Annotated in this window: 26 protein-coding genes; 11 read left to right on the top strand and 15 right to left on the bottom strand. The window is 57.6% G+C overall.

Features of this window, described 5'->3' with window-relative positions:
• Window positions 1–182 precede the first annotated feature (182 nt).
• Window positions 183–449, top strand: a complete 267-nt coding sequence (locus R1T46_RS15885) for a DksA/TraR family C4-type zinc finger protein (RefSeq protein WP_317306113.1) — start codon at window positions 183–185, stop codon at window positions 447–449.
• Between the two features lie 113 nt (window positions 450–562).
• On the opposite strand, the gene R1T46_RS15890 is transcribed toward R1T46_RS15885, so the two are convergent.
• On the bottom strand, window positions 563–1,741 hold the full coding sequence (locus tag R1T46_RS15890) for a magnesium transporter (RefSeq protein ID WP_317306114.1): 1,179 nt from the start codon (window positions 1,739–1,741) through the stop codon (window positions 563–565).
• A 99-nt stretch (window positions 1,742–1,840) separates the two neighbouring features.
• Window positions 1,841–2,071, bottom strand: a complete 231-nt coding sequence (locus R1T46_RS15895; protein WP_317306115.1) for a hypothetical protein — start codon at window positions 2,069–2,071, stop codon at window positions 1,841–1,843.
• Between the two features lie 118 nt (window positions 2,072–2,189).
• Between R1T46_RS15895 and R1T46_RS15900 the strand changes: the two genes are divergently transcribed.
• The 6 genes from R1T46_RS15900 (at window position 2,190) to R1T46_RS15925 (ending at window position 6,739) form a co-directional block, all read left to right on the top strand.
• Window positions 2,190–3,149: a LysR family transcriptional regulator gene (locus R1T46_RS15900; RefSeq protein WP_317306116.1), complete on the top strand. Its 960-nt coding sequence runs from the start codon at window positions 2,190–2,192 to the stop codon at window positions 3,147–3,149.
• Window positions 3,150–3,192: 43 nt separating this feature from the next.
• Complete coding sequence (locus tag R1T46_RS15905) at window positions 3,193–4,017, top strand: haloacid dehalogenase-like hydrolase (protein WP_317306117.1); 825 nt, start codon at window positions 3,193–3,195, stop codon at window positions 4,015–4,017.
• A gap of 2 nt (window positions 4,018–4,019) precedes the next feature.
• On the top strand, window positions 4,020–4,664 hold the full coding sequence (locus tag R1T46_RS15910; RefSeq protein WP_317306118.1) for a Crp/Fnr family transcriptional regulator: 645 nt from the start codon (window positions 4,020–4,022) through the stop codon (window positions 4,662–4,664).
• A 68-nt stretch (window positions 4,665–4,732) separates the two neighbouring features.
• Window positions 4,733–5,362 carry a cytochrome P460 family protein gene (locus R1T46_RS15915; protein WP_317306119.1) on the top strand — a complete coding sequence of 210 codons (630 nt, stop codon included), beginning with the start codon at window positions 4,733–4,735 and terminating at the stop codon, window positions 5,360–5,362.
• Between the two features lie 153 nt (window positions 5,363–5,515).
• A complete protein-coding gene (locus R1T46_RS15920; protein ID WP_036208334.1) occupies window positions 5,516–5,848 on the top strand; it encodes a YnfA family protein in 333 nt (110 codons plus the stop codon).
• A 24-nt stretch (window positions 5,849–5,872) separates the two neighbouring features.
• Complete coding sequence (locus R1T46_RS15925) at window positions 5,873–6,739, top strand: helix-turn-helix domain-containing protein (protein WP_317306120.1); 867 nt, start codon at window positions 5,873–5,875, stop codon at window positions 6,737–6,739.
• Here the strand turns inward: R1T46_RS15925 and R1T46_RS15930 are convergent.
• Both R1T46_RS15930 and R1T46_RS15935 read right to left on the bottom strand, forming a co-directional pair.
• A complete protein-coding gene (locus R1T46_RS15930) occupies window positions 6,698–7,291 on the bottom strand; it encodes a LysE family translocator (protein ID WP_317306121.1) in 594 nt (197 codons plus the stop codon). The genes R1T46_RS15925 and R1T46_RS15930 overlap by 42 nt on opposite strands.
• Window positions 7,292–7,381: 90 nt before the next feature.
• Window positions 7,382–8,293, bottom strand: coding sequence for a pirin family protein (locus R1T46_RS15935; protein ID WP_317306123.1), 912 nt, complete (start codon window positions 8,291–8,293; stop codon window positions 7,382–7,384).
• Between the two features lie 134 nt (window positions 8,294–8,427).
• Between R1T46_RS15935 and R1T46_RS15940 the strand changes: the two genes are divergently transcribed.
• Complete coding sequence (locus tag R1T46_RS15940) at window positions 8,428–9,123, top strand: aspartate/glutamate racemase family protein (protein ID WP_317306125.1); 696 nt, start codon at window positions 8,428–8,430, stop codon at window positions 9,121–9,123.
• Between the two features lie 166 nt (window positions 9,124–9,289).
• On the top strand, window positions 9,290–10,582 hold the full coding sequence (locus tag R1T46_RS15945; protein ID WP_317306126.1) for a cation:proton antiporter: 1,293 nt from the start codon (window positions 9,290–9,292) through the stop codon (window positions 10,580–10,582).
• Between the two features lie 40 nt (window positions 10,583–10,622).
• Here R1T46_RS15945 and R1T46_RS15950 read toward each other — a convergent pair whose 3' ends face one another.
• Together R1T46_RS15950 and R1T46_RS15955 are read right to left on the bottom strand one after the other, a co-directional pair.
• On the bottom strand, window positions 10,623–11,501 hold the full coding sequence (locus R1T46_RS15950; protein ID WP_317306127.1) for an alpha/beta fold hydrolase: 879 nt from the start codon (window positions 11,499–11,501) through the stop codon (window positions 10,623–10,625).
• A 41-nt stretch (window positions 11,502–11,542) separates the two neighbouring features.
• The gene (locus tag R1T46_RS15955; RefSeq protein WP_317306128.1) at window positions 11,543–11,956 is read right to left on the bottom strand and encodes a MarR family winged helix-turn-helix transcriptional regulator; all 414 of its coding nucleotides are present in this window, start codon (window positions 11,954–11,956) and stop codon (window positions 11,543–11,545) included.
• A gap of 136 nt (window positions 11,957–12,092) precedes the next feature.
• Here R1T46_RS15955 and R1T46_RS15960 point away from each other — a divergent pair, with 136 nt between their 5' ends.
• Complete coding sequence (locus R1T46_RS15960; protein WP_317306130.1) at window positions 12,093–13,058, top strand: putative zinc-binding metallopeptidase; 966 nt, start codon at window positions 12,093–12,095, stop codon at window positions 13,056–13,058.
• Window positions 13,059–13,096: 38 nt separating this feature from the next.
• Here R1T46_RS15960 and R1T46_RS15965 read toward each other — a convergent pair whose 3' ends face one another.
• Window positions 13,097–14,164: an endonuclease/exonuclease/phosphatase family protein gene (locus R1T46_RS15965; protein ID WP_317306131.1), complete on the bottom strand. Its 1,068-nt coding sequence runs from the start codon at window positions 14,162–14,164 to the stop codon at window positions 13,097–13,099.
• 96 nt (window positions 14,165–14,260) lie between these two features.
• A complete protein-coding gene (katG, locus tag R1T46_RS15970) occupies window positions 14,261–16,474 on the bottom strand; it encodes a catalase/peroxidase HPI (protein ID WP_317306132.1) in 2,214 nt (737 codons plus the stop codon).
• A gap of 284 nt (window positions 16,475–16,758) precedes the next feature.
• On the opposite strand from katG, the gene R1T46_RS15975 reads away from it, so the two are divergent.
• Window positions 16,759–17,775 carry a class I fructose-bisphosphate aldolase gene (locus tag R1T46_RS15975; RefSeq protein WP_213479892.1) on the top strand — a complete coding sequence of 339 codons (1,017 nt, stop codon included), beginning with the start codon at window positions 16,759–16,761 and terminating at the stop codon, window positions 17,773–17,775.
• Between the two features lie 21 nt (window positions 17,776–17,796).
• Here the strand turns inward: R1T46_RS15975 and R1T46_RS15980 are convergent, their stop codons facing one another.
• The 7 genes from R1T46_RS15980 to R1T46_RS16010 all read right to left on the bottom strand — a co-directional run bounded on the left by R1T46_RS15980 (window position 17,797) and on the right by R1T46_RS16010 (window position 24,073).
• On the bottom strand, window positions 17,797–18,762 hold the full coding sequence (locus R1T46_RS15980) for an MBL fold metallo-hydrolase (RefSeq protein WP_317306134.1): 966 nt from the start codon (window positions 18,760–18,762) through the stop codon (window positions 17,797–17,799).
• A gap of 109 nt (window positions 18,763–18,871) precedes the next feature.
• Complete coding sequence (locus R1T46_RS15985) at window positions 18,872–19,837, bottom strand: tRNA dihydrouridine synthase (RefSeq protein ID WP_317306135.1); 966 nt, start codon at window positions 19,835–19,837, stop codon at window positions 18,872–18,874.
• A gap of 76 nt (window positions 19,838–19,913) precedes the next feature.
• On the bottom strand, window positions 19,914–20,132 hold the full coding sequence (locus R1T46_RS15990; RefSeq protein ID WP_007154354.1) for a DUF2835 domain-containing protein: 219 nt from the start codon (window positions 20,130–20,132) through the stop codon (window positions 19,914–19,916).
• A gap of 9 nt (window positions 20,133–20,141) precedes the next feature.
• On the bottom strand, window positions 20,142–22,034 hold the full coding sequence (gene htpG / locus R1T46_RS15995) for a molecular chaperone HtpG (protein WP_317306137.1): 1,893 nt from the start codon (window positions 22,032–22,034) through the stop codon (window positions 20,142–20,144).
• 369 nt (window positions 22,035–22,403) lie between these two features.
• Entirely contained in the window at window positions 22,404–22,838 is a 435-nt protein-coding gene (locus R1T46_RS16000; RefSeq protein ID WP_317306138.1) for a PaaI family thioesterase, read from the bottom strand.
• Window positions 22,835–23,305, bottom strand: a complete 471-nt coding sequence (locus R1T46_RS16005) for a PaaI family thioesterase (RefSeq protein WP_317306139.1) — start codon at window positions 23,303–23,305, stop codon at window positions 22,835–22,837. Before R1T46_RS16005 ends, R1T46_RS16000 begins: the two co-directional genes overlap by 4 nt.
• A gap of 18 nt (window positions 23,306–23,323) precedes the next feature.
• Entirely contained in the window at window positions 23,324–24,073 is a 750-nt protein-coding gene (locus R1T46_RS16010) for a DUF599 domain-containing protein (RefSeq protein ID WP_292046169.1), read from the bottom strand.
• Between the last annotated feature and the right edge of the window lie 117 nt (window positions 24,074–24,190).

The raw sequence follows: 24,190 nt of genomic DNA on the forward strand, positions 1-24,190 counted from the left end.
TTAATAACAGAATGTAGCTTGCACGGCGATTATGACGATAGCGGGCAGCCCGCGCAGAAGCTGGAAAATGATTGACAGTGATTCAAAGTCATTGAGAGTACGAGCAGTTTTCCAGACTAGCGCACCGTTCGAAACGGGTCAGACGCAGCTTTACACGACTTTTGCAAAGATGGGAGAGCACTATGGCAGGTGGTTGGTCCCGGGATGGCGCCGTTCAGGATCAGATCGACGCGAGCGTAGACGACGAGGTGCAGCGCGCACGCAGCCAACTGACGAGCGGCGAGAGTGCCACCCATTGCGAGGAGTGTGACAGTGCGATTCCGGAAGCGCGCCGCAAAGCGATTCCCGGGGTTCAACTTTGCGTTGCATGTCAGTCTAGTCTTGAAAAACACGAAACGTCTCATGGTGGTATCAATCGCCGTGGCAGCAAGGACAGTCAGCTCCGCTAGTTCAAGAAATACGGTATCCCTAAACGTGAAGCTGGCGTGTTTTCCCGCTTGAAAGAAACTCTTCAAAGAACCCGCATAATGATGAAAAGCGAGCCTGTTATCAGACAACGTGGTTACAGCACCAACGAGGTTGCAAGGAACAGCATCAGGCCCATACCGATAATGTCGGTGAACGTTGTCAAAAAGATGCTGCTCGCAGTGGCTGGGTCGGCGCCGAACCGTTTGAGCACCAACGGCACCGCCACCCCGAAGATACCGCTGCCCATGCAGGCGCCGACCATGGCGATGAAGATAACGAGGCCGAGCATGGCCGGGTTAGCGGAATCGGTGGACAAGGCATAAGCAAACATCGCAATACCGGCAATGACGCCAACGGCAGCGCCATTGAGTGCGCCCAGTAGAACTTCCTTGCGCAGCAATCGCCGGATCGGATAGTCATTGATCTGCCCCAGGGTGATGCCCCTCAGGGTAATGGCCAGCGCCTGACAGCCGGTGTTGCCGCTTTGCCCGGCAAGAACGGGCAGGAAGGCCGCCAACGCAACAATCTGTGCGATGGTGCTCTCGAACATGCCGACCACGAAGGCAGCAGCGAACGCCGTAATCAGGTTCACCTGCAGCCAGGGATGTCGCATGCGAAAGGCCGCAAGCACCGGTGTGTTGATCTGCTCTTCCTTCGCCACACCGTATTGAGAACCGGCCTGGGCGCTGAGTTCCGATGCGATGCGTTCGTAGAGTTTCCAGCCCCGCACCTCGCCCACCACATGCTGCTGCTCGTCCACCACCGGATACATGCGGTAGTGGCGGTAGAGCACTTCACTGACCGCGTCTTTCACCGGCGTGTCCTCCTGGAACGCAAACGGCTCGCGCACCATGATGGCAGACAAGGCCTCGGAGGGCTTGGCCAGGATCAGGTCCCGCATGCCGACCACACCCACGAGGCAGTCACTATCCGTCACGAAAATGTAGCTAATTTCGGAAACATCGGCGCTTTTCACCATGAAGGTCAGCGCCTCCGCCACGGTGTAGCTATCCGGTAACGTTGCCGTTACCGGCGTCATCAGTTCGCCAACGGTTTCTTCCATGCCAGAAAGCACTGCGCGGGTAGCTGCTTCTTCCGGTGCGGACAGATCTCCCAGGTGTGAAGCGATGAGCTGTGCCTGTTCAGCAGGCAATCGCGAAAGGATGAACTGAATATCGTCCACGGGTGACTGCATCAGCTCTTCAGCGGCGTCCAGCGGATTGAGATCGCGCATACGCTCAATCCGCTCGATCAATTCCATATTCTGGGTCATTTCGCGCTCCGACATCAGTGCTTGTCATATCACTATAGCAACACTGAATGATCAGCACCGGTTGGCATGCCGCAGCCAGAGCGTTTTTATCCCACCTGTTTAATGCGGACGCCGCAGCCGGTTCAGGCCCCGTATCATCGCCCGCACGACGTCGCGCCGCGCCCGTCGCTGATCCTGCTTCACCTGCTCAAGATTGACGCCTCCCATCCCATCGCGATATCTGAGCGGTATGCTGCTCCGGTGCGACTCTTTTGCATTACGGTCTGCATGCTCGCGGAAAGCCAGCGGATAGCCGCCGCGAAAGTAGGTCTTTTCTGCTGAGATCAACATGTCTCTGTCCTCCCTGGCGCCGCACCTTTTAGCGGAGCGCACTGGTTGTCGTATGAGTTCAGGTACATGCTAAACTTGTTCTAAACTGCAAACTATTCCCTAGAACCGAGAACAGACTTTGCAAAAACGAACAGACAAACAACCCAAGAAATCGCCCACCGCCTCCGCGAGAACACGGAGCAATCTGGCGTGGAATGACTTTGAACTGGTGCTCGCCATTGCCACAGCGGGCTCGCTGTCTGGCGCGTCGCGGGCGTTGGGCGTGAGCCATGCTACGGTGTTCCGGCGGCTGGGCGATGTTGAACAGCGCCTTGGGGTGATTCTCTTTGAGAGGGGCCGTACAGGATATCGACCCACACTGGCAGGGGAAGAACTCGCAGACACGGCAAAGGTCATGGACGAGGCCGCCCTGGCCGCCGAACGCAAGGTGGCCGGCCGTGACCTGGAGCCCAGTGGCGAGATCTGGACCACCACAACCGACTCTCTGCTGATGGGCGTGCTGGCACCGTTGTTCACGCAGTTCCGGCACAAATACCCAGGCATTGTTTTGGATGTCGCGGTGTCCAACCAGTTGTTCAATCTCACACGCCGGGAGGCGGACGTGGCTATACGCCCCTCCAACCGTCCACCGGAAAACCTGATTGGCCGGCCACTGACCACCCTCGGCCAGGCTGTCTATGCTCACAAAGACCTCGGCCTGACGCCGGGAACCTCCATAGAGGCCCTTGCCAATGAGCCCTGGATTGGTGCCGGGCCAAGGCTTCAGGATTCCTCCGTGGACCAGTGGATGGATAACCACGCATTGAAGCAGGCCTGTGTTTACCGTGTGGATACTCTGGTCAGCATCCTCAGCGCTATTCGTTCCCGCATGGGGCTGGCCGTGATGCCCTGCTATCTCGCGGACGAGGACCCGGACATTGTTCAACTCACCGACCCCATCCCAGAGCTGGAATACGGCCTGTGGTTTCTGATGCATCCAGACCTGCGAGGCGTGGTGAGAATTCATGCGCTGATGGATTTTCTGACAGAGGCCGTCCGCGCCCAGAAAGATCGCCTGGCCGGGCGTCGTTTGCGATAACCGGCTACGCTGATGTCATCCATGGGAAGAAGGCAAAAAGACAATGCAATGCGCTCTGATCTATGACTTCGACGGCACCCTCGCAAAAGGCAACTGCGCCGAACACGGCCTGATGCCGGCTTTGGGTTTGAACGAGCATTCCGACTTCTGGCCGGAAGTGAATCGCAAGAACCGTGAGCGGGACGGCGATGAGATACTCACCTACCTCGGCGAACTGGCCAAGCGCGCCCGCGATGAGGGCAAGCAGGATGAGCTGAAACCGGAGAATCTACAGGCCTACGGAAAGTCCATCCCCCTGTTCCCCGGGGTCGTGGACTGGTTTGACGCCATCAACCGCTTCGCCAGCGACCAGGGTATTGCCTTGAGCCATTACATTGTCTCCAGTGGGCTGGAAGAGATGATTCGCGGCACGCCGGTGGCGAAGCATTTCAAGAAGATCTTTGGGTGCCGCTATCACTATGATGAGGCCACCGGGCATGCGAAATGGCCCGCCGTGGCCATCGACTACACCACTAAAACCCAATACCTGTTCCGCATCAACAAGGGCATCGAGAACAGTTGGGACAACGTCACCATTAACGAATACATCGAACCCGGTGACCGCCCTGTGCCCTTCGACCACATGATCTACTTTGGCGATGGCGACACGGACATCCCGGCGATGAAAATGGTGAAGGCGCAGGGCGGGTGCAGTCTTGCGGTGTTCGACGGTGACAAATGGGGCGATGGCAAAACCCAGAATAAGATCGAAAAGCTTATCTCCGAAGAGCGGGCCAACTACGTGGTACGGGGTGATTACACATCCGGCAGTCAGTTGGATGTCACGGTTCGGGGAATACTCAGGCTGTATAAGCGGAAGCATGGCTGACTATGACTCCAACCGCAGACCACGGGCTTGCCACCCAGACCATCGTACTGGCTTCCGGTGAGCAGCTTTATCACCAGGGGCAGTGGGATAACAGCGTATACATTGTCGAGTCCGGGCACCTTAAGCTTGAGCACGTTGCAACATCTGGCACCGCCAGTATTGCGGCCGTGCTCGGAGCCGGAGAAATACTTGGTGCGGGACTGGGGAGCACCGAAACCGCGACCCAGACCGTGTCTGCTAAAGGCGCTACCCGTGTTATTCGCTACACAGCTGAAGACTTCCAGACCCGGATTGAGGCTGAACCCGCGCTGGCAGGACAGGTGATCAGGATGCTTGCCCGGCGCCAGGAAATCACCGAGCGGCGCCTGTACGCCCTCATGACACTCGATGTGCGCGGTCGGGTTGCGGTGACACTGCTTGACCTTGTAGGCCAGGCTGGCGGCCATTGCGTCCACGGGCACGAGGTAGATGTGCCACTAACCCAGCAAGAACTGGCCGAATTGATCGGCGCCAGCCGGCCGGTGGTCAGCGCAGAACTCAATGAACTGCGTCGGGAAGGGCTGCTGGATTATACCCGTGGACACATTTGCGTGGTGGATCTCGCCAGGTTGTCGACGTTTGCCACTCGTCGACTTGATGAGTGTTAGCCATCTGACAGACGTATCTCTCAACAAAGAATAGCCTTCACTTCTACCCATCAAACGGAGGCTATATCATGCAACTAAACACTTCCCTTGCCGCCGCCATTGTTATCCTGGCGCTGAGTTGGGCACCAGGAGCGGCAGCGGAGCAGCAACAGAGCACATCCAGCGACGCCACGGCTTCAACAAATCAGTCGTTCTCGCCTTTCGTCGACGCCAAGGGCAACATTACCCGGCCACAATCCTTCCGTGAGGATTGGGTACACATCGGCAGTTGGTTTGTAGTCGAGGACGATCAGGCCAGTGGGCCCGGCGTTCACGACGTTTATGCCGATCCGTCAGCGGTCAAGGCGTTTCAAGCCGACGGCAAATGGCCCGATGGTGCAGTGCTGGTCAAGGAAATCAGGGGCATTGAAGAAGGCCCCAAAACCACTGGTCACGCCCAATGGGCGGGGGACATTGGTGTCTGGTTTGTGATGGTACGAGACCGTCACAACCGCTTCCCCGACAATACCGCCTGGGGTGAAGGCTGGGGATGGGCGTTGTTCACGACAGACAGCCCCAACACCAGCACCACCGACAACTGGAAAGGCGAAGGCTTCAATAATTGCTTCGGCTGCCACGTGCCGGCCAAGGATACCGAATGGGTATTCATCGAAGGCTATCCAACCGTAAGGGACGCAGCGAAGTACGACACTCAATAACCACCCAGTCCGCCATCGATACCGGGTTTTCGGTGGCGGCCAACCCTTCCCATAACCTCAGCAACACTCTGCATCTGGTTGAATACCATCTCCCCCACCCTTATGATCGCTGAGAAAGCCGCCGACTGATACTGAACGGGAAACAGCAGCGTGATGCCAGAATTGAAAACTGTCGGCCTCTTTCTAGTGACCGCCCTGGCCGAGATCGTCGGCTGCTACCTGCCCTATCTGTGGCTGCGGGAAGGCAAGACCATCTGGTTGCTGATTCCTGGCGCCCTGAGCCTGGCCGCGTTCGCCTGGTTGTTATCGCTGCACCCGACGGCCGCTGGCCGGGTATACGCAGCCTATGGTGGTGTTTATATCTTTATGGCGATACTTTGGTTATGGGCCGTGGATGGCGTTCGGCCAACGGTCTGGGATCTGGTGGGGACGGCCGTGGCTTTAACGGGCATGGCCATCATTATGTTTGCGCCCAGGGGCACATGACTCATTGCGGACAGGAACGCAGGCATGACCAACTCCATTGAGACCAAACCCATTTTCTGGCGCGACGCCCGCCTGCCCCATGTTGAATTACGCAAAGTCAGTGATGGGCGTAAAGTCTGCTATTCCCCCCATAGTCATACTCAGTGGTCCATTGGCGCCATTACCGAAGGTGAAAGCACCTACCAGTATCGGGAGGACTTTTTCCATGTCCGCACCGGTGACCTGGTACTGATGAATCCCGAGTGGGTTCATTCGTGCAATCCCATCGAAAACCAGCCCTGGGCTTACCTGATGCTGTACGTGGATACGCAGTGGCTGACCCAACTGCGATATCAGGCCGGATTATTGCCGCAAGCGACCTGGCAGGACATTTCCACCGCAACCATAACGGACCCCATCTGGTATGAACGGTATTGCCGCGTGGCGGAGTGCCTTCTGAATCCACAGCGGGATCTTCTCGATAAACAGACCGAAGTGGTCGAGTTTCTGTCAGGCCTGATGCATGAGTTGGCCCGCCGGCCAATCGCGGCGGAACCAGAGGCGTCGGAAACGCTGGCGGCATTAGCGCGTCATCTGGATGACCACTCCACAGAAGAGGTCTCCCTGGACACGCTCTGCGACATTTCCGGTTACAGTGAGGGCCATCTGATCAGGGCCTTCAAGCAGCATTTTGGCCTGACTCCCCACGCCTATTTGTTGAATCGCCGTATCCAACTAGGGCGCCTTGAGCTCGCCAACGGCACCCCAATCGCCGAGGCGGCACTGAACGCAGGCTTCGCCGACCAGCCTCACTTCCAGCGCACGTTCAAACGGCTGATGGCGGCAACGCCGAATCAGTACCGACAGCCCTCAACCGATCACCAGATACAGACAACTGATCGCAAGCAATAAAGCCAGGGTCCGGTTGATGGCCATCAGCACCACAGGCCGCTGCACGTATCGCCGCAGGAATGCCCCCGCATACACCCAACATGCCAGGGACAACCAACAGATGGGCAGGTAGAGCGACGCAAACAGCAGGATCTGGTTCAGGTCGTTGGCGCTGGTATAGGCGCCGATGCCAGACGCCGAAGCCAGCCAGGCTTTGGGGTTCAGCCACTGCATGATTGCCCCGGTGCCGAAGCCCGGCGCCTTATCAACACCCGTTTCCGGTAACTGACCGCTGTCCATGGCCAGCTTTATACTCAGATAAAGCAGGAATGCGACACCCGCCCATCGCAACAACGCTTCCAACATCGGCACCATGGTCAGCAGCGAGTAGAGCCCCAGCCCCACAGCGACGAACAGGGCGATGAAGCCCAGGGTTGCCCCGGTAACGAAGATCAGTCCCCGGGAAACAGGATAACGCGTGCCACTGCTCAGACACACAAGGTTGACCGGGCCCGGGGAAATGGACGCCGCCAGAGCGAACGCGGACATGGGCAGAATCAGGGAAAGGCTCATGAATGGTATTCTCCGTTCAGGTTATAGACGGAGTCTGCCCTGAAAGGTGGAGCGGGTATTGAACAAAATTGAGGTGCGCCAGGCTGCACACTAGTATGGAATAAATTCCGCCTCGTCCCCCACCACCTTATCAAACCGCCCTGCCCGCCAGTCCTCCCGTGCCTGGTCAATACGTTCCTTGCGGGACGATACAAAGTTCCATTCGATAAAGCGCCGGCCAACCGGTTCTCCGCCGATCACGGCAATACGAGTGTCCTCACTGGCGGTCACCGATACGCCAGGTTGCTGCGAAAACACCGTCATGCTGTGAGTTGGAAGTTCCGCGCCGTGGGCGGTCAGGGCACCTTGGGCAACGTAAACGGCGCGTTCCTGCACATCGGGCAATTCCAGGCTCTGGCCCGCCGTGAGAGTGGCTTCCAGGTAGAGGGTGTCACTGAACCGGCGTACCGGTGAAGCCACCCCGTAGGCATTGCCAATCATTACTCGCACAGGCACACCGTGAACGTCTAACGAGGGAATGTCATCGCTTGGGTAGTGGTGGAAAGCAGGGTCGGTTTCTTCGTGCTCTTCCGGCAGTGCCAGCCAGAGCTGAAGACCGTGGAGCCGATGATCTTCCACCGTGATCGCCGCGCGTTCACGTTCAGAATGGGTGATGCCACGGCCAGCCACCATCAGGTTGATATCACCCGGGCGGATAGGCTGGAGGCTACCGACAGAGTCCCGGTGCAAAATCTCACCCTCGAAGAGGTAAGTCACCGTCGCAATACCGATGTGTGGATGGGGACGAACGTTGATACCGTGCCCCGCTGCAAAATCCGCCGGCCCCATTTCGTCAAAGAAGATCCAGGGGCCAACCATTTTCCGTTTTGCGGTTGGCAACAGGCGACGCACGGAGAATCCCCCAAGGTCTGTTATACGGGGGCTCAGTATGGTTTCAATCGCGCTGCAGGGTGCAGTTATGGCATCACAAACCTGTTCTGCAGACTCCAATACATTACTCACGGCACCGCTCCTATGCGTCTGTTCCAGAATATCCACATTGCCCCGAATACCTGAGATGTTCAACTATCCAATACAGCTACGGATGTATTTGTTAGTCTCAACGTGTCTACCATCATTAAGACAGGGAGCGTTTTATGAAAACCATTGGCCTTCTTGGCGGCATGAGCTGGGAATCCACCCAAACGTACTACCGGTTGATCAATGAGGGCATAAAATCACGCCTTGGGGGTTTGCACTCCGCCAAGCTCGTGCTTTTCAGCGTTGATTTTGCGGAGATTGAAGCACTCCAGCACAAAGGTGACTGGCCCGCCACGGCCACCATGCTCGCCAACGCCGCACTGTCACTTCAAAACGCGGGGGCGGATTTTCTGATGATCGGCACCAACACCATGCACAAAGTAGCGCCGGAAATTGAAGAGGCCATCAACATCCCCCTGCTTCACATCGCCGATGCCACGGCGAGCGTCCTGACACAGGACAATATCCAGCGCGTGGGGCTCCTGGGTACACGGTTTACCATGGAGCAGGCCTTCTACCGCGAACGCCTGGAAGCGGCTGGCATTGAGGTGGTAACTCCGGATGAACCCCAACGGGCGGAGGTTCATCGGATTATCTACGAAGAACTCTGCCAGGGAGAAATCCAGGCGGCTTCCCGGGAGGCCTATCTGGCCGTCGTCAACTCACTGGCCGAGCAAGGTGCGCAAGCTGTCATCCTGGGGTGCACGGAAATCGGCCTGCTGATCGGACAGGCGGACACCACCGTTCCGCTGTACGATACCACGGCGATTCACGCGACTCAGGCGGTGGAGCAGGCACTTGGTGACCGATGAGGCAACGTGCAGCTTCGCAATCCCGTGAACAGGTCATCCACTAGTGATTACTGAACCGTATAGGAAACCCGCCAGGTTTCACTGGCAGAATTCAGGTCGGGAGTGCTGCGTTAGTCGTCCGGATTAATACAGCGCTATCACTCACCACTGTATTTCTGAGCCACCTATGACGACCGCTACCTGGTTTCTATTGCTGGGCGCCCTCCTTCTGTTAGTGGGCTTTACCGCGTCCTACATCAAAAACGGGCCCGCCACGTCAGCCATTGTGTACCTGCTGGTCGGTTTTATCGTCGGTCCGATGGGCTTTGGCCTATTCCACTTCAACCCACTGGAAGAGTCGGCACTGCTGGAACTGCTCACAGAAATCGCCGTGTTGATTTCGCTGTATTGCGCTGGCGTGAAAATGCCCGCCCCGGTGACCTTCAGGCGCTGGCGCAACCCCCTGAGACTGGCGGTCGTGTCGATGTCGCTGACCGTGGGTATTGTGGCGCTGTTCGGATACTTCTGGCTCGCCCTGCCCCTTGGTGCCGCGGTACTGCTTGGTGCGGTGGTGGCCCCCACCGATCCGGTGCTTGCCACCGAAGTACAGGTTCGACATGCCGATGATCCTGACCGGCTGCGGTTTGCGTTAACCAGCGAAGCGGGAATGAACGACGGTAGCGCCTTTCCTTTCGTAATGCTGGGGCTCGGACTGTTAGGTTTGCATGATCTGGGCGACGCCGGGTGGCGGTGGTTCGCGGTTGACGTTGTATGGGCCAGCGGCGCGGGAATCATCATCGGTATCGTGGCCGGCTGCCTGGTCGGTTGGCTGGTTCAGAAACTGCGCTCCACGTTCACCCAGTCGGAGTTTCTCGAAAGCTTCCTTGGGCTGGGCCTGATTGCGTTTGCCTATGGCGTCAGTCTTCTGGTCAATGCCTGGGGATTTCTGGCGGTGTTCAGCGCGGCAGTGGCATTGCGGCATACCGAACTGAAGCTGGCCGGCCTTAAACAGTCCTACTCGGATACAACTTCCGGGGAAACCTATCCGGGCGAAGCACCGAAGGCCATCGCCCATGTGCATCAGAGCTCCCTGATATTCAACGAACATCTGGAAAGGCTGGCCGAAATCGTTCTGGTTCTGCTGATTGGCGGCTCCCTGTTCTGGGATTCGTGGAGCTGGCGCGCGGTTGGTTTCGCCGCCTTTCTGTTCTTCGTCGCCCGCCCCATCAGTGTTCACCTTGGCCTGCTCGGCAGCAAGGCGCCAATCCGGTTACGAAATCTCGCGGGTTGGTTCGGTGTGCGGGGCATTGGTTCCCTCTACTATCTGATGTACGCCATCCAACATGGGCTGCCAGAAGACATCGCCCTGGAGTTGATTCACCTGACCCTGGTAGTGGTTGCCTTGTCGATCCTTGTTCACGGCGTAAGCGTTAAACCCGCCATTGCTCGCTTCTGGCGGGCGCGCAAATCAATGCACTAAAACATCAGTGTCCGCGAGCGAGGCCGAGAATACACGCCGACTAGCGAAGCAGGGGTAACAGGATGTTTTGCCAGATCGACGTCTGGTATTGCTCACGAAACCAGCCAAGGTGGCCAATGCGGCTTTCGCCAACATCCTTCGGATCAATTCGGTGCATGGTGACAGTCGCCTGAGTATAGAAGCTGTGCAGCGAATCGACGTTACGTCGGGACATCATCTCGTCGTCGGTAAAGGCCACCGCTGAAATCGGCACCTGCACCGCAGCGAACTGTTCCCGTAATGCCTGGCCCTCTTTACCCACTGCGTATTCCGGGTTGAGGCACCATTGCCGCCACTGGCGTATCACATTGGGTGGTAGGTCACCCACGATATTCAGGCGCTTGCCGGGGAAGTAGCCAAACATCCGCACGCTGACAGGCGCCATGAAATACCACAGAAACCAGGCAATACGTTTGGTGGGCGGTGAGTTCTCACGCCAATAACCGCTGCCACAGGCGACGGTGACGGCGTGATCCAGCTCGTTTACATTGGGTGTCATACCCAGCAACTGCCCACCAACGCTGTGACCAATCCATTGAAGGCGCTGCCCGGGATAGTGCTGCCGGGCGAAGTCTATAACCGCCTGGCAATCCTCGCTCCCCCACTCCGTCACCTTGACCGGGCAGTCCCGCAGACGGCCTTGCAGGGAGGCCCCCATACCGGAATAGTCGAAGGTGATGGCGGTAAAGCCCTGGCGGCTCAGATAACGCGCGAATTTCTCATAACAATGCTGCCCTACCCCCATGGCGCCAGCGACGATGACGACCGAACTGGACTGATCCGCAGGAAATGCCCGGAGGTGGATTCGATGACCGCCCGGTGTCGTGACTGGCACATCCTGTCTACTCGTTGGGGGTAGTGAAGACTCCCTGGCACTCATAATGATTCTCCTGGTAACTTGCCTGACAACGTTCCCGGGCGTCAGAAATCGTTGGCGAGATGGTTGAGGAACTTGAGGATGACGGTCACTTCTTCATCACTGAAACCGTCGGTCATGCGGTTGTTCAATTCCGTGATCAGCGGTTTGGCGCTTTCGATCTTCTCGCGCCCGACAGCGGTGAGATACAAACGGGATGCGCGGCCATCCCTGTCGCAGGTGCGCCTCTCCAACAGGCCCTTGCTCTCCATCCGCCCAGCCAGCCCCGTCAACGCGGAACTGTTCAAATGAAGGCTGTGGGCGAGATCTTTCAACAGACATCCCTCGTCGCCGGCAACCAGCAACAGCGCCCCCACCTGGGTTACCGAAATTCCCAGCGCTTCTTCGCTGCGCTGGTCAGCGTGTTTGTATACCCGATGGCGGGCCTTGTTAAGCAGATAGAAAAAACGTTTGTCCATAAGCCTGCCATTTATTTCACATGTGAACCAAATATACTACGCATGTGAAATAACTGGCAAGCCGCCCATGCGACGTTGGACATCCGGCGCGATCAATTCCTATACTCAGGGTCCATTCCGCTGGAAGACTTTCTTTATGCGCGTTTTCGCCAACCCCGTCGGTTCCGGCGCTCTCTGGTTTGACAACCTTGCCACGGCTGATGGTACCCCGGTGGCCTACGACCCCCAGGCGCGAGCTTTTTTGCCGATGCCGCCGTTCTGCGCTAACAGGGACGTGATTGGCTGCAACTGGATCGCACCAGAGCAAGGTGCCTTCTGCCGCGCCTGTGCCATGACGGCGCTGGCACCAGACCCGTCCATCGCCAACGCCATCCCCAACTGGGCGCAAACCGAGGCCGCCAAACGCTGGGTGATCGACAATCTTGGGCGCTGGCATTGGTTTCGCCCGGAAGACCCTGGCTCTCGACCGGTGTTCCATATGCTTGCGGAGGGTCCCACTCCCGTACCAATGGGCCACGCCCAGGGTGTTGTCACCATCAGCGTGGCGGAGGCAGACCCGGTATTACGCACCACCCGCAGGGAGGCGCTGGAAGAGCCCTACAGAACGATGATTGGCCACATGCGACATGAGATTGCCCACATGCTGTGGTGGCGTCTGAGTCTGCGTGAGGACTTCCTGGATGCGTTCCGGGCGATGTTTGGCGACGAACGTATCAGCTATCCCGGAGCGCTTCAGCATCACTACGAAAATGGTCCGCCCCAGGACTGGAAGCTGTACTACCTGACCAGCTATGCCTCAGCTCATCCCCACGAAGACTGGGCGGAGACGGCCGCGCACCTGCTTCACTTGACGGACCTGACCGACAGTTTTGTGGCCTCGGGCTTAACCTCTCCGGAAGTGCCAGGCCCGAACTGGGATCCCTATTCGGAACCCGATGCCCAGCGACTGATCCACATCGCCGCGTCCATCGCCATGGGCGTGAACCACGTAAACCGGTCGATGGGCCTGTCGGACCTGTATCCCTTTGTTCTGTCGGATTTTGCGCGCCACAAGCTGGTGTTTGTCCACGACTGGCTCAGACGTGGAGCTCAGGGGCTCTAACGTCGCGCCACTTGATCGACCGCAACCTGCGCGGCCGATCAGTTATCGTCCTGCTCTCTGACTTTCCCTTCGCGGATGTTTTCCCTGGCTTCCTGAACTTCTTCCCCGTCGGCTTCGGGAACGTCGTGCTCATCCTTACGGGAGGGACGAAAACACAGGGTTGTCAGTATGGGGAAGTGATCTGATCCGAAAGCCTCCAGGCGGCGGAGCTGTTTGAGGGTGAAATGCTCCGTGGTAAATACATGGTCCAGAGGCCAGCGGAGATACCAACGCTCCGCATGGAAGGTATTAAACGTGCCCCGGCCACGCCTCGGGTCCAGCATACCGCTGATACGACAGAATAAGCGGGTGGTTCTGGACCAGGCGACATCGTTCAGGTCGCCGGCAACGATGGCGGGGTACCCACCTTTGTCGACCTCCCGCCCTACCAGTAGCAGTTCAGCATCCCGCCAGAGGGACTCCTCGCTTTCACTCGGCGCAGGCGGACGTGGATGAAGAGCATGAAAGCGTACCCTGTCACCACTGGGCAACTTCAACCAGCCATGGATGGAGGGGATATCATCCTGGATCAGGTACTTTACTTCCGCCTCCTCCAGAGGCAGTCGGGAGTAGAGGTGCATCCCGTAAAGGTTGTCCTGCGGTATACGAATGACCGTATGCCAGTCTCCCAACTCGGCATCCAGTTGCTCACCCCACCATTGGTCTGATTCAAGCGTCAGCAGCATATCCGGCTGCCAATCCCGTACCTGTTGGAGCAGGCCTTCGCTGTTGCGATTGGGGGTGAGTACATTCGCAACCATTAACGTAACGCAGCGATCCGCATTTCCCGGCTCGGCAACCTGAACCTGCAGGGGCCAGAACCGCGTCCAGGGCAGGATTCGGTACAACTGCAACACCAGTACCAGCCCACAGAGTGCGATCACCCATAACCGTAATTCACCGTCCCCTAACACCAACGCTGCCACCGCAGTCACGGCAACAAGCGTGGCTATCTGAACACGGGGAAACTCACAGGCACGTACCCACCAGTCGTGAACCCGCACTCTTCCGAGTACGGTGACGGCGAAAAGCACCAGTGCTACTACTAATAATGTGTAGGTAATCAAACGGGCCTCCTGAACGTTGCCGACTTATCAACCTACACAACAAAACCAACAGATGCACAGGATCCCTCCCCTGCATCCGCCGGCAAGTTACAACACTTACGACAGATCGAAACGATCAGCGTTCATCACTTTGTTCCAGGCCGCCACGAAGTCCTTCACAAACTTCTCCTTGGCGTCACTCTGGGCGTACACCTCCGAAATTGCACGAAGCTGGGAATTCGAGCCAAAGATCAGGTCCACCCGGGTGCCTGTCCACTTAACATCACCGGACTTGCGGTCCCGGCCCTCAAACACGTCCGCATCAGCCGACGTTGGCTTCCACTCGGTGTTGAGGTCGGTCAGGTTCACGAAGAAGTCGTTCGTGAGCTTGCCCGGCGAGTTAGTCAGCACGCCGTGTTTGGATTGCTTGTAATTGGCACCCAGTACGCGCAGGCCGCCCACCAGTACCGTCATCTGCGGTGCGCTCAGGTTCAACAACTGCGCCTTGTCGATCAACATTTCCTCGTCGGAAACGGTAAACGCCGCGCGGCGGTAGTTGCGGAAGCCGTCGGCTTCGGGCTTGAGCCAGTCGAAGGCCTCCACGTCCGTCTGGTCATCAGTGGCATCGGTGCGTCCGGGCGAGAACGGCACGTCGATGCTGTGGCCTGCATCCTTGGCGGCTTCCTCGACTGCGGCGTTACCGCCGAGCACGATCAAGTCAGCCAGGGAAACCTTTTTGTTGCCGGACTGGGCATCGTTAAAGGACTTCTGGATGCCTTCAAGAGCCTGCAGCACCTTAGCCAGTTGCTGTGGCTCGTTTACCTCCCAGTCTTTCTGGGGAGCCAGGCGGATGCGGGCGCCGTTGGCCCCACCGCGCAGATCGGAGCCACGGAACGTCGACGCGGCAGACCATGCGGTGTAAACCAGCTCGGAGACCGACAGACCCGCTCCCAGGATCTTGCTCTTAAGGTCAGCGATGTCCTGGGCATTGATCAGTTCGTGATCGACCGCTGGCACCGGATCCTGCCAGATCAGGTCTTCTGCCGGCACTTCCGGGCCGAGATAGCGGGCTTTCGGGCCCATATCGCGGTGCGTCAGCTTGAACCAGGCGCGAGCAAAGGCGTCCGCAAACTCTTCCGGGTTCTTATGGAAGTGCTCGCAGATCTTGCGGTATTCCGGGTCCTGCTTCATCGCCATATCGGCGGTGGACATCATGATTCCCACGCGCTTGGACGGATCTTCCGCATCAGGCGCCATGTCTTTCTCGGTCAATCCTTTCGGCCGCCACTGCTGGGCGCCGGCCGGGCTCTTGGTCAGTTCCCACTCGTAGCCAAACAGCACGTCAAAATAGCTCATGTCCCACTGGGTGGGGCTGGGCGTCCAGGCGCCCTCGAGACCACTGGTGATGGCATCACGGCCCTTGCCGCTGCCATGGCTGCTCTTCCAGCCCAGGCCCATCTCTTCGATCGGCGCTGCTTCCGGTTCTGGACCAACTTTGTCGGGATCACCGGCCCCGTGGGTCTTACCAAAGGTGTGACCGCCAGCGGTCAGGGCTGCTGTTTCATAGTCATTCATCGCCATCCGAGCAAAGGTCTCGCGAATGTCACGAGCCGATGCCAGCGGGTCCGGGTTCCCATCCGGGCCTTCCGGATTCACGTAGATCAAACCCATCTGTACCGCAGCCAGGGGGTTTTCCAGATCGCGATCACCGGAATAACGGCTGTTCGGCTTGTCGCTGGTGGCCAGCCATTCCCTTTCCGCACCCCAGTAAATGTCTTCCTCGGGCTGGAAAATGTCCTCACGACCACCGGCAAAACCAAAGGTCTTGAAGCCCATGGACTCAAGGGACACGTTGCCGGTCAGGATAAACAGGTCGGCCCAGGACAGCTTGTTGCCATACTTCTGTTTGACAGGCCATAGCAGGCGGCGGGCCTTGTCCAGGTTGCCATTGTCAGGCCAGCTGTTGATGGGCGCGAAACGCTGGTTGCCGGTGCCGGCACCACCGCGGCCATCACCGGTTCGATAGGTACCGGCGCTGTGCCATGCCATACGGATCATGAACGGACCGTAATGGCCGTAATCCGCGGGCCACCAGTCCTGTGAATCTTTCAATACGGCTTCGATGTCTTTCTTGACCGCAGGCAGGTCAAGTTTCTTGAATTCTTCGGCGTAGTTGAAGTCTTCCCCCAACGGGTTCGACTTGGGGTTGTGCTGGTGCAAAATACCCAGGTTCAGCTGGTTCGGCCACCAATCGTTGACACCCGGACCCTCGTCCTGCAGCTTTGTGCGGGCCCCGTGCATAACCGGGCATTTACCTTCGTTTCCGCTCATATCACTCTCTCCGTGGGTTGCTACCATCTATTTCACTGTTTCATTGATCGTTGTTGCACTGACAAACTGAACCAATCAGCTACCAATCTAGTCAATGTACTCCCATTTTTCACTATTAGTTCAGGTTGTTTTTTCGTACCAATGTCATAGTTTTTGTTTATCACTATATCTCCCGCGAGTTACCGGTTGATAACTGTGATCTGCTTGCTGAAGATCTATACTGAACACTCGGGGTTTGAAACCAGAGTTTTAAACGTTCACTGGCATAGCGACGGGAGTTTTGGATGAACACTCAGGAACAGCTTGAAAGCACCATCCGTGAACTGGTCTGCGAAGGTAAGGGCATTCTGGCGGCGGACGAGAGCAACCCAACCATCGCCAAACGGTTCAAGGCGGTTGGTGTGGAATCCACCGAAGAAAACCGACGACACTACCGCAACCTGATTCTCGCTGCGCCGGGGCTGGGAGAGTACGTCAGTGGTGTGATCCTGTTCGAGGAAACCCTGCGACAGCACGCGGACGATGGCGCCAGCCTACCCTCTGTGGCGGCAAAACAGGGCATTGTGCCCGGCATTAAGGTGGATAAGGGCAAGGGCCCGATGATTAATGCACCCGGTGATGAGATTACCGAGGGCCTGGATGGGCTAGCCCAACGGCTTGAAGACTACAAACAACTCGGTGCGCGGTTTGCCAAGTGGCGGAACGTTTACCACATCACCGATACCAACCCCAGTCGCGCTGCCATCGAGGCAAATGCCGAGGTCTTGGCACGCTATGCCGCCATCTGCCAGTCCTGCGGCGTGGTGCCCATTGTGGAACCGGAAGTGCTGATCGATGGCGACCATAGCATCGAGCGAAGCGCGGAGGTGAACGAGGCCGTTATCAACGAGGTATTTCAGGCCCTGCGACGCCATCGTGTTGAGCTTGAGACCATGATCCTCAAACCCAGCATGGTGACGCCTGGCAACGCCAATGGCCAGAAGGCAAGCCCAGAGGACGTGGCAAAACACACCTTGGGAGTGTTCCGGCGTGTGGTGCCGGCAGCGGTGCCTGGTATCAACTTCCTGTCCGGTGGCCAGACCCCGGCGGAAGCGACCCTGAACCTGAACGCCATGAACAGCGGCCCGGACCTGCCATGGACACTCAGCTTTTCCTACGGGCGGGCACTGCAGGAGCCGGCCCAGAAAGCCTGGGCGGGTATTTCCTCCAACCGCGAAGCTGCTCAGGCCGCAATGGTTAAACGTGCCAAGTTGAACAGCCTGGCCACTCTGGGGCAATACTCATCAGAAATGGAAGGCTGACCACTACGGCCAGCCTTCCTTTCAACAACCGTCGGTGCAATGGGCAGTACCATCAAAGCTCATGGTTTTGCCACTAAGAGGAACGTGAACGGGCATTGAGGACAGGCTGATGAACTGTTTGGTGCGCGTTCCGTCCCGGACAATGCCCTCCTTCGTGGCAGCCTCATTGGCGTGGGATGCGATCACCGCGTTTGGCTTGATCAGGTCATTCACCACGTAGGCCGCCTCTTCTGGGCCCGTGGTGTAGGTGTCACCGATGTTGAGAACCGCAAGACTGGCGCCGTAGTGGTCTTTGACAACCAGTTTCTGCTCAGCGGTGATACCGGTATCGCCGGACAGGTACACCACCAGGCCATTGGTGAACGTAAGGACGTAGCCGGTGGGCGGCCCAACACTGGCGCCAACGCCCGCCGCTTTCAGGTATTCCGCCAGCGGGCCGGTGAGGAAGCTCGGCGACAGGCCATTGCTGTGCACCGCAGGCACGGTTGTGATGACCACACCGCCCACCACCCGTTCAGCCCCGAACCTCACCAGCAGTGAATCCTCTGGATTACCCTCAACGCTTTTGAGCTTGCTGGCGAAAAACGCCGGCATTTCGCTACCCGTTACGATCTTTGCCTTCTTGGCGGCGGTGATGTTCACGGAATTGGACTCGGGAAGCACCACCTCCGGAACCTCCGGCCCACCACAGCTACCCTGATTGACGTCGCGGATATGGCGATCCCCCACATGGTCGCCATGAACGTGGGATACCAGCACCACATCAATGTTGCCTAATCGCGGATCATCAGCACCCGCAACGGTTCGACCGGCGTCATAGAGAATACGGGTGCCATTGGGGTCTTCAAAGATGAGCGCCCGGTCCATGGCGCAGAATTCGCCGTCATGGCTCCCAAGCGGGGTAACGTTAACTGTGTCGGCAGCGGCCGACAGCGATACGGCGCTTGCCAGAAAGGCAGCAACCAGGCTCTTGCAGGCGTTGTTCATATCTCCCTCTCCACGGTTTTTGGCGGTACCATAACCAATACGATGGATGCGTCACTTCATAGCAGTGTAGCTGGAGAATGGAATTCCGGAGTGGTGAACGTGAACAGATCTATGCAGCTTCAGTAACCGGGACGGGCTGTCGCAGGCAAGCCAGCATGGGGGCCACGTCACGGATTTTTCTGGCTTCGGGCCACAGCCACTGGGCCTCCGCGTAGCCGCCACGCAGATAGTTCAGCCATTGTTTGATTCGGCCGGTCACAAACCTGTCTTCAAGGCGGTCCTGCAGCGCAACGGCGTAGCCTTCTACCAGCCTGACCACCTCGGGCCAGGTCATATCCGCCACCGATTCCTTGAGTTGGCTGGCACGAATCCGCCTTGCCAGATCCGGCCGGGCGATCAGCCCACGACCGATCATCACATCGTCACAGCCGGAGACCTCACGGCAGCGCCAGTAATCCGCCACGGTCCAGATCTCGCCGTTGGCGATCACATGGGCATTAACCGCTTCCCTGACCCGGGCCACATCTTCCCAGTAAGCCGGTGGCTTGTAGCCATCCACCTTGCTGCGGGCGTGAACCACGATCTCGGACGCGCCGGCCGCTTCCAGCGCCTGGCCACAGGCAACGCCCATGGAACGGTCATCGTACCCCAGACGCATTTTCGCGGTCACCGGCACATGAGCAGGCACGGCGGCACGAACCGCTTCCGTAATCTGTTGCATCAATTCGGGCTCGCGCATGAGCACGCAGCCGCCCTTGTGTTTATTGACTGTTTTGGCGGGGCAACCGAAATTGATATCAACCTGTGTGGCGCCCAGCTCCACCGCCTTGGCGCCATGCCGGCCCATCTGGACGGGGTCTGAGCCCAGCAGTTGAACGGCCACCGGTACGCCAACCTGGGTTTCGCAGCCATTGTGCAGTTCCGGGGCGTATTTGTAGAAAATACGGGGCGGTAGCATGCCCTGAGTCACGCGAATAAATTCCGTTACGCACCGGTCGATGCCACCAACGGCTGTCAGTGTCTCTCGAATGGGTGCATCAACCAGCCCTTCCATTGGGGCAAGGATTATTCGCATCAGGGCTCCACGAATTGATCAAGGAATAAACGGGTGGGAATTGTAGAGAAGTTTTAGGGACGTTGGTAGGCCGGAATTACAAGCGTTCCACGCTGACGAACTTACCCTGGTCATCAAACAGGATACGGAAACTGCCCTGTACGCCGTCGCGAAGGTAAAAGCGGGAGAGAATACGGGCCGGGAAGCGGACGGATCGCCCGTCCCGGGCCGTGGTGTGGACATCCGTCGCCGAGCCCTGATAGAGCTTGATCCACTCATCAGGGCTGATATCGACGTCCACGATAATCTGCTGCATCAGGCGGCCTTAGTTGGCAAGCTCAAGCAGCAGGCGGTTCAGGCGGCTCACGTACGCGCCCGGGTCCTGCAGTTGCTCACCACTGGCCAATGTGGCCTGGTCGAGCAATACCGCAGACAGTTCCTTGAAACGGTCCCCGCCCTGTTCGTTCTCAAGGCGCTGAACCAGCGGGTGCTCTACGTTGATTTCAAAAATCGGCTTGCTGTCGGGTACTTTCTGGCCCGCCGCTTCCATGATTTTCTTCATCTGCGCGCCCATGTCGAAGTCGCCAACCACCAGGCAGGCCGGTGAATCGGTCAGGCGGTTGGTTACCCGCACTTCCTGAACCCGATCGTCCAGTGCCGTCTTGATGCGCTCCAGCAGGTTTTTGTGTTCCTCGGCCGCCTCTTCCTTGTGCTTCTTGTCTTCCTCGGTTTCCACTTCGCCAAGGTCGAGATCACCACGGGCAACGTCCTGGAACTGCTTGCCATCGTACTCGTTCAGGTAGCCCATCATCCACTCATCAATGCGGTCAGAGAGGATCAGCACTTCAATGCCTTTCTTGCGGAACACTTCCAGGTGTGGACTGCTCTTGGCCGCCATGAAGTTGTCGGCCGTGATGTAGTAGATCTTGCTCTGGCCTTCCTTCATACGGCCGATGTACTCGTCCAGAGACACGGTCTGCGCCTGCTCACCGGTATGGGTGGACGCAAAGCGCAGCAGGCCGCCGATTTTCTCGCGGTTACTGAAGTCTTCCGCCGGGCCTTCCTTCAGCACAGTGCCAAATTCATTCCAGAACTTCTGGTACTGCTCCGGCTCTTTCTTGGACAGCTTGGACAGCATATCCAGAACCCGCTTGGTCACTGCTGTACGGATGCTTTCGACGGTGCTGTCGTTCTGCAGAATCTCGCGGGAAACGTTCAGTGACAGGTCGTTGGAATCAATCACACCCTTGGTGAAGCGCAGGTACAGCGGCAGGAACTGCTCTGCGTCGTCCATAATGAACACGCGCTGCACGTAAAGCTTCAGGCCACGAGGCGCTTCCCGGTTATACAGGTCAAACGGTGCACGGCCAGGCACATACAGCAGGCTGGTGTAATCCAGCTTGCCTTCCACCTTGTTGTGGGACCAGGTCAGCGGGTCTTCGAAATCGTGGGCAATGTGCTTGTAGAACTCTTTGTACTCTTCGTCCTTGATCTCGCTGCGGGACAGGGTCCACAGGGCGGTGGCGTCGTTGACGGTTTCATACTCGCCCTTCTCACCTTCTTCCTCGGATTCGGATTTCATCAAGACCGGGAAGGAGATGTGATCGGAGTACTTCTTCACCAGGTTGCGCAGACGGAAACCGTCGGCAAATTCCTTGGCGTCATCCTTCAGGTGCAGGACAATCTGCGTGCCGCGCTCATTCAGGTCCACGTTCTCGATGGTGAACTGACCATCACCAGCGGACTGCCAGTGAACGCCCTCTTCCACCGGAGCGCCGGCGCGACGGGTAAAGACTTCCACGGAATCGGCCACGATGAATGAGGAATAGAAGCCAACACCAAACTGACCGATCAGTTTGCTGTCTTTCTTCTCGTCACCGGAAAGCTGCTTGAGAAACTCGGCAGTACCGGACTTGGCAATGGTGCCCAGATTCTGGATAACATCGTCCCGGTTCATGCCGATACCGTTGTCGCTCAGCGTGACGGTATTCTTTTCTGCATCGAAGTCGAGGCGGATTTTCAGTTCCGGGTCGCCCTCGAACAGGCTGTCGTCTTTCAATGCAGCGAAACGCAGTTTGTCTTCCGCATCCGACGCATTGGAAATCAACTCACGAAGGAAGATTTCCTTGTTGGAGTACAGGGAGTGGATCATCAGGTTAAGCAGTTGCTTAACTTCGGTCTGAAAACCCAGGGTCTCTTTTTGCGATTCAACCGTCATGGCTTGTTTTGTCTCCTGCTGTGTAGGTTCGGAGGAGTGGTGCGGCTGGGTAAACTTTTCCAAAACACGCTGTGAATACATCCATGTACGCTCCGCCATCCATGGCTCCGCAGGGTTTTGGAAAAGTTTACCCAGCCACCCCACCCAACTGTGGAGTAGTTTCCATTTAAGCACCTAGGCCGGCGCGAGCAGGTGGGGATGGCTTTCCGAAACCGTGCGGAGCCATGGATGGCGGAGCCCGAGCCGCACAGGGACGTCTCGAGGCGCGTTTCGGAAAGCCATCCCCACCTGCTTGCTTGCACCAAAGCCAAGCATGTTGAGATGGGAAATGGGGTTCAGAAGGGGTATTTCAACCCCGACAAGATGAATTCAGTCGTCCAGCAGGAAGTGCGCCCGTGCGGTCGCGATGGGCTGGGAGCGAGATTTCTGCCAGGCGGTGATCATCACATTGGCTACACGGTTGCCCTGGCGGGTGAGCTGACATTCTGCGAACGTCTCGCGGTTCAGGCCAGCACGAAGGTAATCCAGTGAAAAATCCACGATGCGGGGCATTCTCAGAGCTTCCTGGGACATCATCAGATAGATAACCGCTGACAACTCCATGAAGCCACCGATCACCCCACCATGGATAGCTGGCAGTATCGGGTTACCCAGGTTTTCCTTTTTCATGGGAAGGCGAAAAATCAGGTCGTCGCCAAAACGGTCGCACTCGAGGCCGATGAAACGGGCGTAGGGGATACTCTCCAGCATTCGAGAGAAATCCCCGGTGTCCTGGGTATAGCGGAGGATTTCCGGATTGGTCATTCTTCGCCTCCAGTGATCAAGTCGCGGAACGACTTCGGGGTTGCTTCCTTACCGATACGCATGAAAGTGCCGACACAGTTGGCGATGGTCTCCCCCGGCTCCTGATAGGCCTCACAGCGGGTAAAGATAATGTTGCGGGTAACCTTATAGGTTTCAGCGCGGGCATAGACCGGCTTGTGTGGTTCCGCCGGGCGCATGTAGTCCACTCTCAGGTCCAGCGTCGGGCACAACTCGAAGTCATCCAGACTGCACATGATCACGGAACCGGAAGTGGTGTCCATCAGTGTTGTGATGGCACCACCATGGATAACGCCCGTATCCGGGTTGCCGATAATGCGGTCACTGTAAGGAAGGCATAGCGTCAATTGATCTGCTTTTGCAGATGTCACTGTCAGGCCCAGTTCCCGTCCCTGGTTGAGGGTTCCAATAAACCGGCGGACCCGGTCCATCCTCATGGAGTCTTTCATAACGTTAGGCTCATCAGGTCAGTTTTGGGTTTCTTTACCAGCTTCTTTCTCAGTGTCCGACTTTGGCAGCGGCTCCTCGAACACCTTGCCGGCTCGCAGCGCCCTCAGCGCGGTAGAGCGGAACTCCCGACGGTACAAAACGATGACAATCAAGGTAGAGGCACCCATGAATACCAGCGGGTGGATAAACCAGGAGACCACGGCCAATGCGTAATAGTAAGAGCGCAACCCAAGGTTGAAGGCATCGCCAGCAAGATTGCAAACCCTTCCGGCGCTCTTTGCAAAGGCTTCCCGGGCAGCAGGACTTGCCTTGGTATCGGTTGTCAGCGGTGCGCTGCCAATCAGCACGGAGACGAAGTTGTACATCCGCATGGACCAGGTGAACTTGAAGAACGCGTAGATGAAGATCACCATCAACACGACCATCCGCATTTCCCAGATTTCCCGGCTGGGCAAGGTGCCAAACGGCATGGTACTGAACACTTCCATGACCTCTTGGGTGTACCCCAGCGCCGTGATGATACCGGCCAGGATCAACAGGCAGCTGGATGCGAAAAAGGCACCGTTGCGCTCAAGGTTACCCACCACGGAGGCGTCGGATATACGATTATCCCGGCGGAGCATCACGCGCATCCAGTCTTCACGGTAAAGGTCGAGGGTGTTGGAGAGGCAGGGTCGATCATTGGCCTTGCGTCTGGAGTACTCGGAGTAGCCTAGCCAGCAGATCAAAAACCAGACCAGGGCGATGAGTTCCAGATAGTTGCTCATGAAGTCGTTCCGGATGCGGTATGAAACGGGAATTGGAGTCTTTGATCATACCGCAAAGCCGACAAAGCCTCCACACAACAGGCCCTTACGGGTAGCATCACAGCCGCTCACAGGGAT

Source organism: Marinobacter salarius, assembly GCF_032922745.1.
In the GTDB taxonomy this organism is placed as follows: Bacteria; Pseudomonadota; Gammaproteobacteria; order Pseudomonadales; family Oleiphilaceae; genus Marinobacter.

What these genes read in the sequence shown, in the direction of transcription:
- R1T46_RS15885 (WP_317306113.1), top strand. Translation starts at nt 183, where the DNA reads ATGGCAGGTGGTTGGTCCCGGGATGGCGCCGTTCAGGATCAGATCGAC.
- R1T46_RS15890 (WP_317306114.1), bottom strand. Translation starts at nt 1,741, where the DNA reads ATGACCCAGAATATGGAATTGATCGAGCGGATTGAGCGTATGCGCGAT.
- R1T46_RS15895 (WP_317306115.1), bottom strand. Translation starts at nt 2,071, where the DNA reads ATGTTGATCTCAGCAGAAAAGACCTACTTTCGCGGCGGCTATCCGCTG.
- R1T46_RS15905 (WP_317306117.1), top strand. Translation starts at nt 3,193, where the DNA reads ATGCAATGCGCTCTGATCTATGACTTCGACGGCACCCTCGCAAAAGGC.
- R1T46_RS15910 (WP_317306118.1), top strand. Translation starts at nt 4,020, where the DNA reads ATGACTCCAACCGCAGACCACGGGCTTGCCACCCAGACCATCGTACTG.
- R1T46_RS15915 (WP_317306119.1), top strand. Translation starts at nt 4,733, where the DNA reads ATGCAACTAAACACTTCCCTTGCCGCCGCCATTGTTATCCTGGCGCTG.
- R1T46_RS15920 (WP_036208334.1), top strand. Translation starts at nt 5,516, where the DNA reads ATGCCAGAATTGAAAACTGTCGGCCTCTTTCTAGTGACCGCCCTGGCC.
- R1T46_RS15925 (WP_317306120.1), top strand. Translation starts at nt 5,873, where the DNA reads ATGACCAACTCCATTGAGACCAAACCCATTTTCTGGCGCGACGCCCGC.
- R1T46_RS15930 (WP_317306121.1), bottom strand. Translation starts at nt 7,291, where the DNA reads ATGAGCCTTTCCCTGATTCTGCCCATGTCCGCGTTCGCTCTGGCGGCG.
- R1T46_RS15940 (WP_317306125.1), top strand. Translation starts at nt 8,428, where the DNA reads ATGAAAACCATTGGCCTTCTTGGCGGCATGAGCTGGGAATCCACCCAA.
- R1T46_RS15945 (WP_317306126.1), top strand. Translation starts at nt 9,290, where the DNA reads ATGACGACCGCTACCTGGTTTCTATTGCTGGGCGCCCTCCTTCTGTTA.
- R1T46_RS15950 (WP_317306127.1), bottom strand. Translation starts at nt 11,501, where the DNA reads ATGAGTGCCAGGGAGTCTTCACTACCCCCAACGAGTAGACAGGATGTG.
- R1T46_RS15955 (WP_317306128.1), bottom strand. Translation starts at nt 11,956, where the DNA reads ATGGACAAACGTTTTTTCTATCTGCTTAACAAGGCCCGCCATCGGGTA.
- R1T46_RS15960 (WP_317306130.1), top strand. Translation starts at nt 12,093, where the DNA reads ATGCGCGTTTTCGCCAACCCCGTCGGTTCCGGCGCTCTCTGGTTTGAC.
- katG (WP_317306132.1), bottom strand. Translation starts at nt 16,474, where the DNA reads ATGAGCGGAAACGAAGGTAAATGCCCGGTTATGCACGGGGCCCGCACA.
- R1T46_RS15975 (WP_213479892.1), top strand. Translation starts at nt 16,759, where the DNA reads ATGAACACTCAGGAACAGCTTGAAAGCACCATCCGTGAACTGGTCTGC.
- R1T46_RS15980 (WP_317306134.1), bottom strand. Translation starts at nt 18,762, where the DNA reads ATGAACAACGCCTGCAAGAGCCTGGTTGCTGCCTTTCTGGCAAGCGCC.
- R1T46_RS15985 (WP_317306135.1), bottom strand. Translation starts at nt 19,837, where the DNA reads ATGCGAATAATCCTTGCCCCAATGGAAGGGCTGGTTGATGCACCCATT.
- R1T46_RS15990 (WP_007154354.1), bottom strand. Translation starts at nt 20,132, where the DNA reads ATGCAGCAGATTATCGTGGACGTCGATATCAGCCCTGATGAGTGGATC.
- htpG (WP_317306137.1), bottom strand. Translation starts at nt 22,034, where the DNA reads ATGACGGTTGAATCGCAAAAAGAGACCCTGGGTTTTCAGACCGAAGTT.
- R1T46_RS16000 (WP_317306138.1), bottom strand. Translation starts at nt 22,838, where the DNA reads ATGACCAATCCGGAAATCCTCCGCTATACCCAGGACACCGGGGATTTC.
- R1T46_RS16005 (WP_317306139.1), bottom strand. Translation starts at nt 23,305, where the DNA reads ATGAAAGACTCCATGAGGATGGACCGGGTCCGCCGGTTTATTGGAACC.
- R1T46_RS16010 (WP_292046169.1), bottom strand. Translation starts at nt 24,073, where the DNA reads ATGAGCAACTATCTGGAACTCATCGCCCTGGTCTGGTTTTTGATCTGC.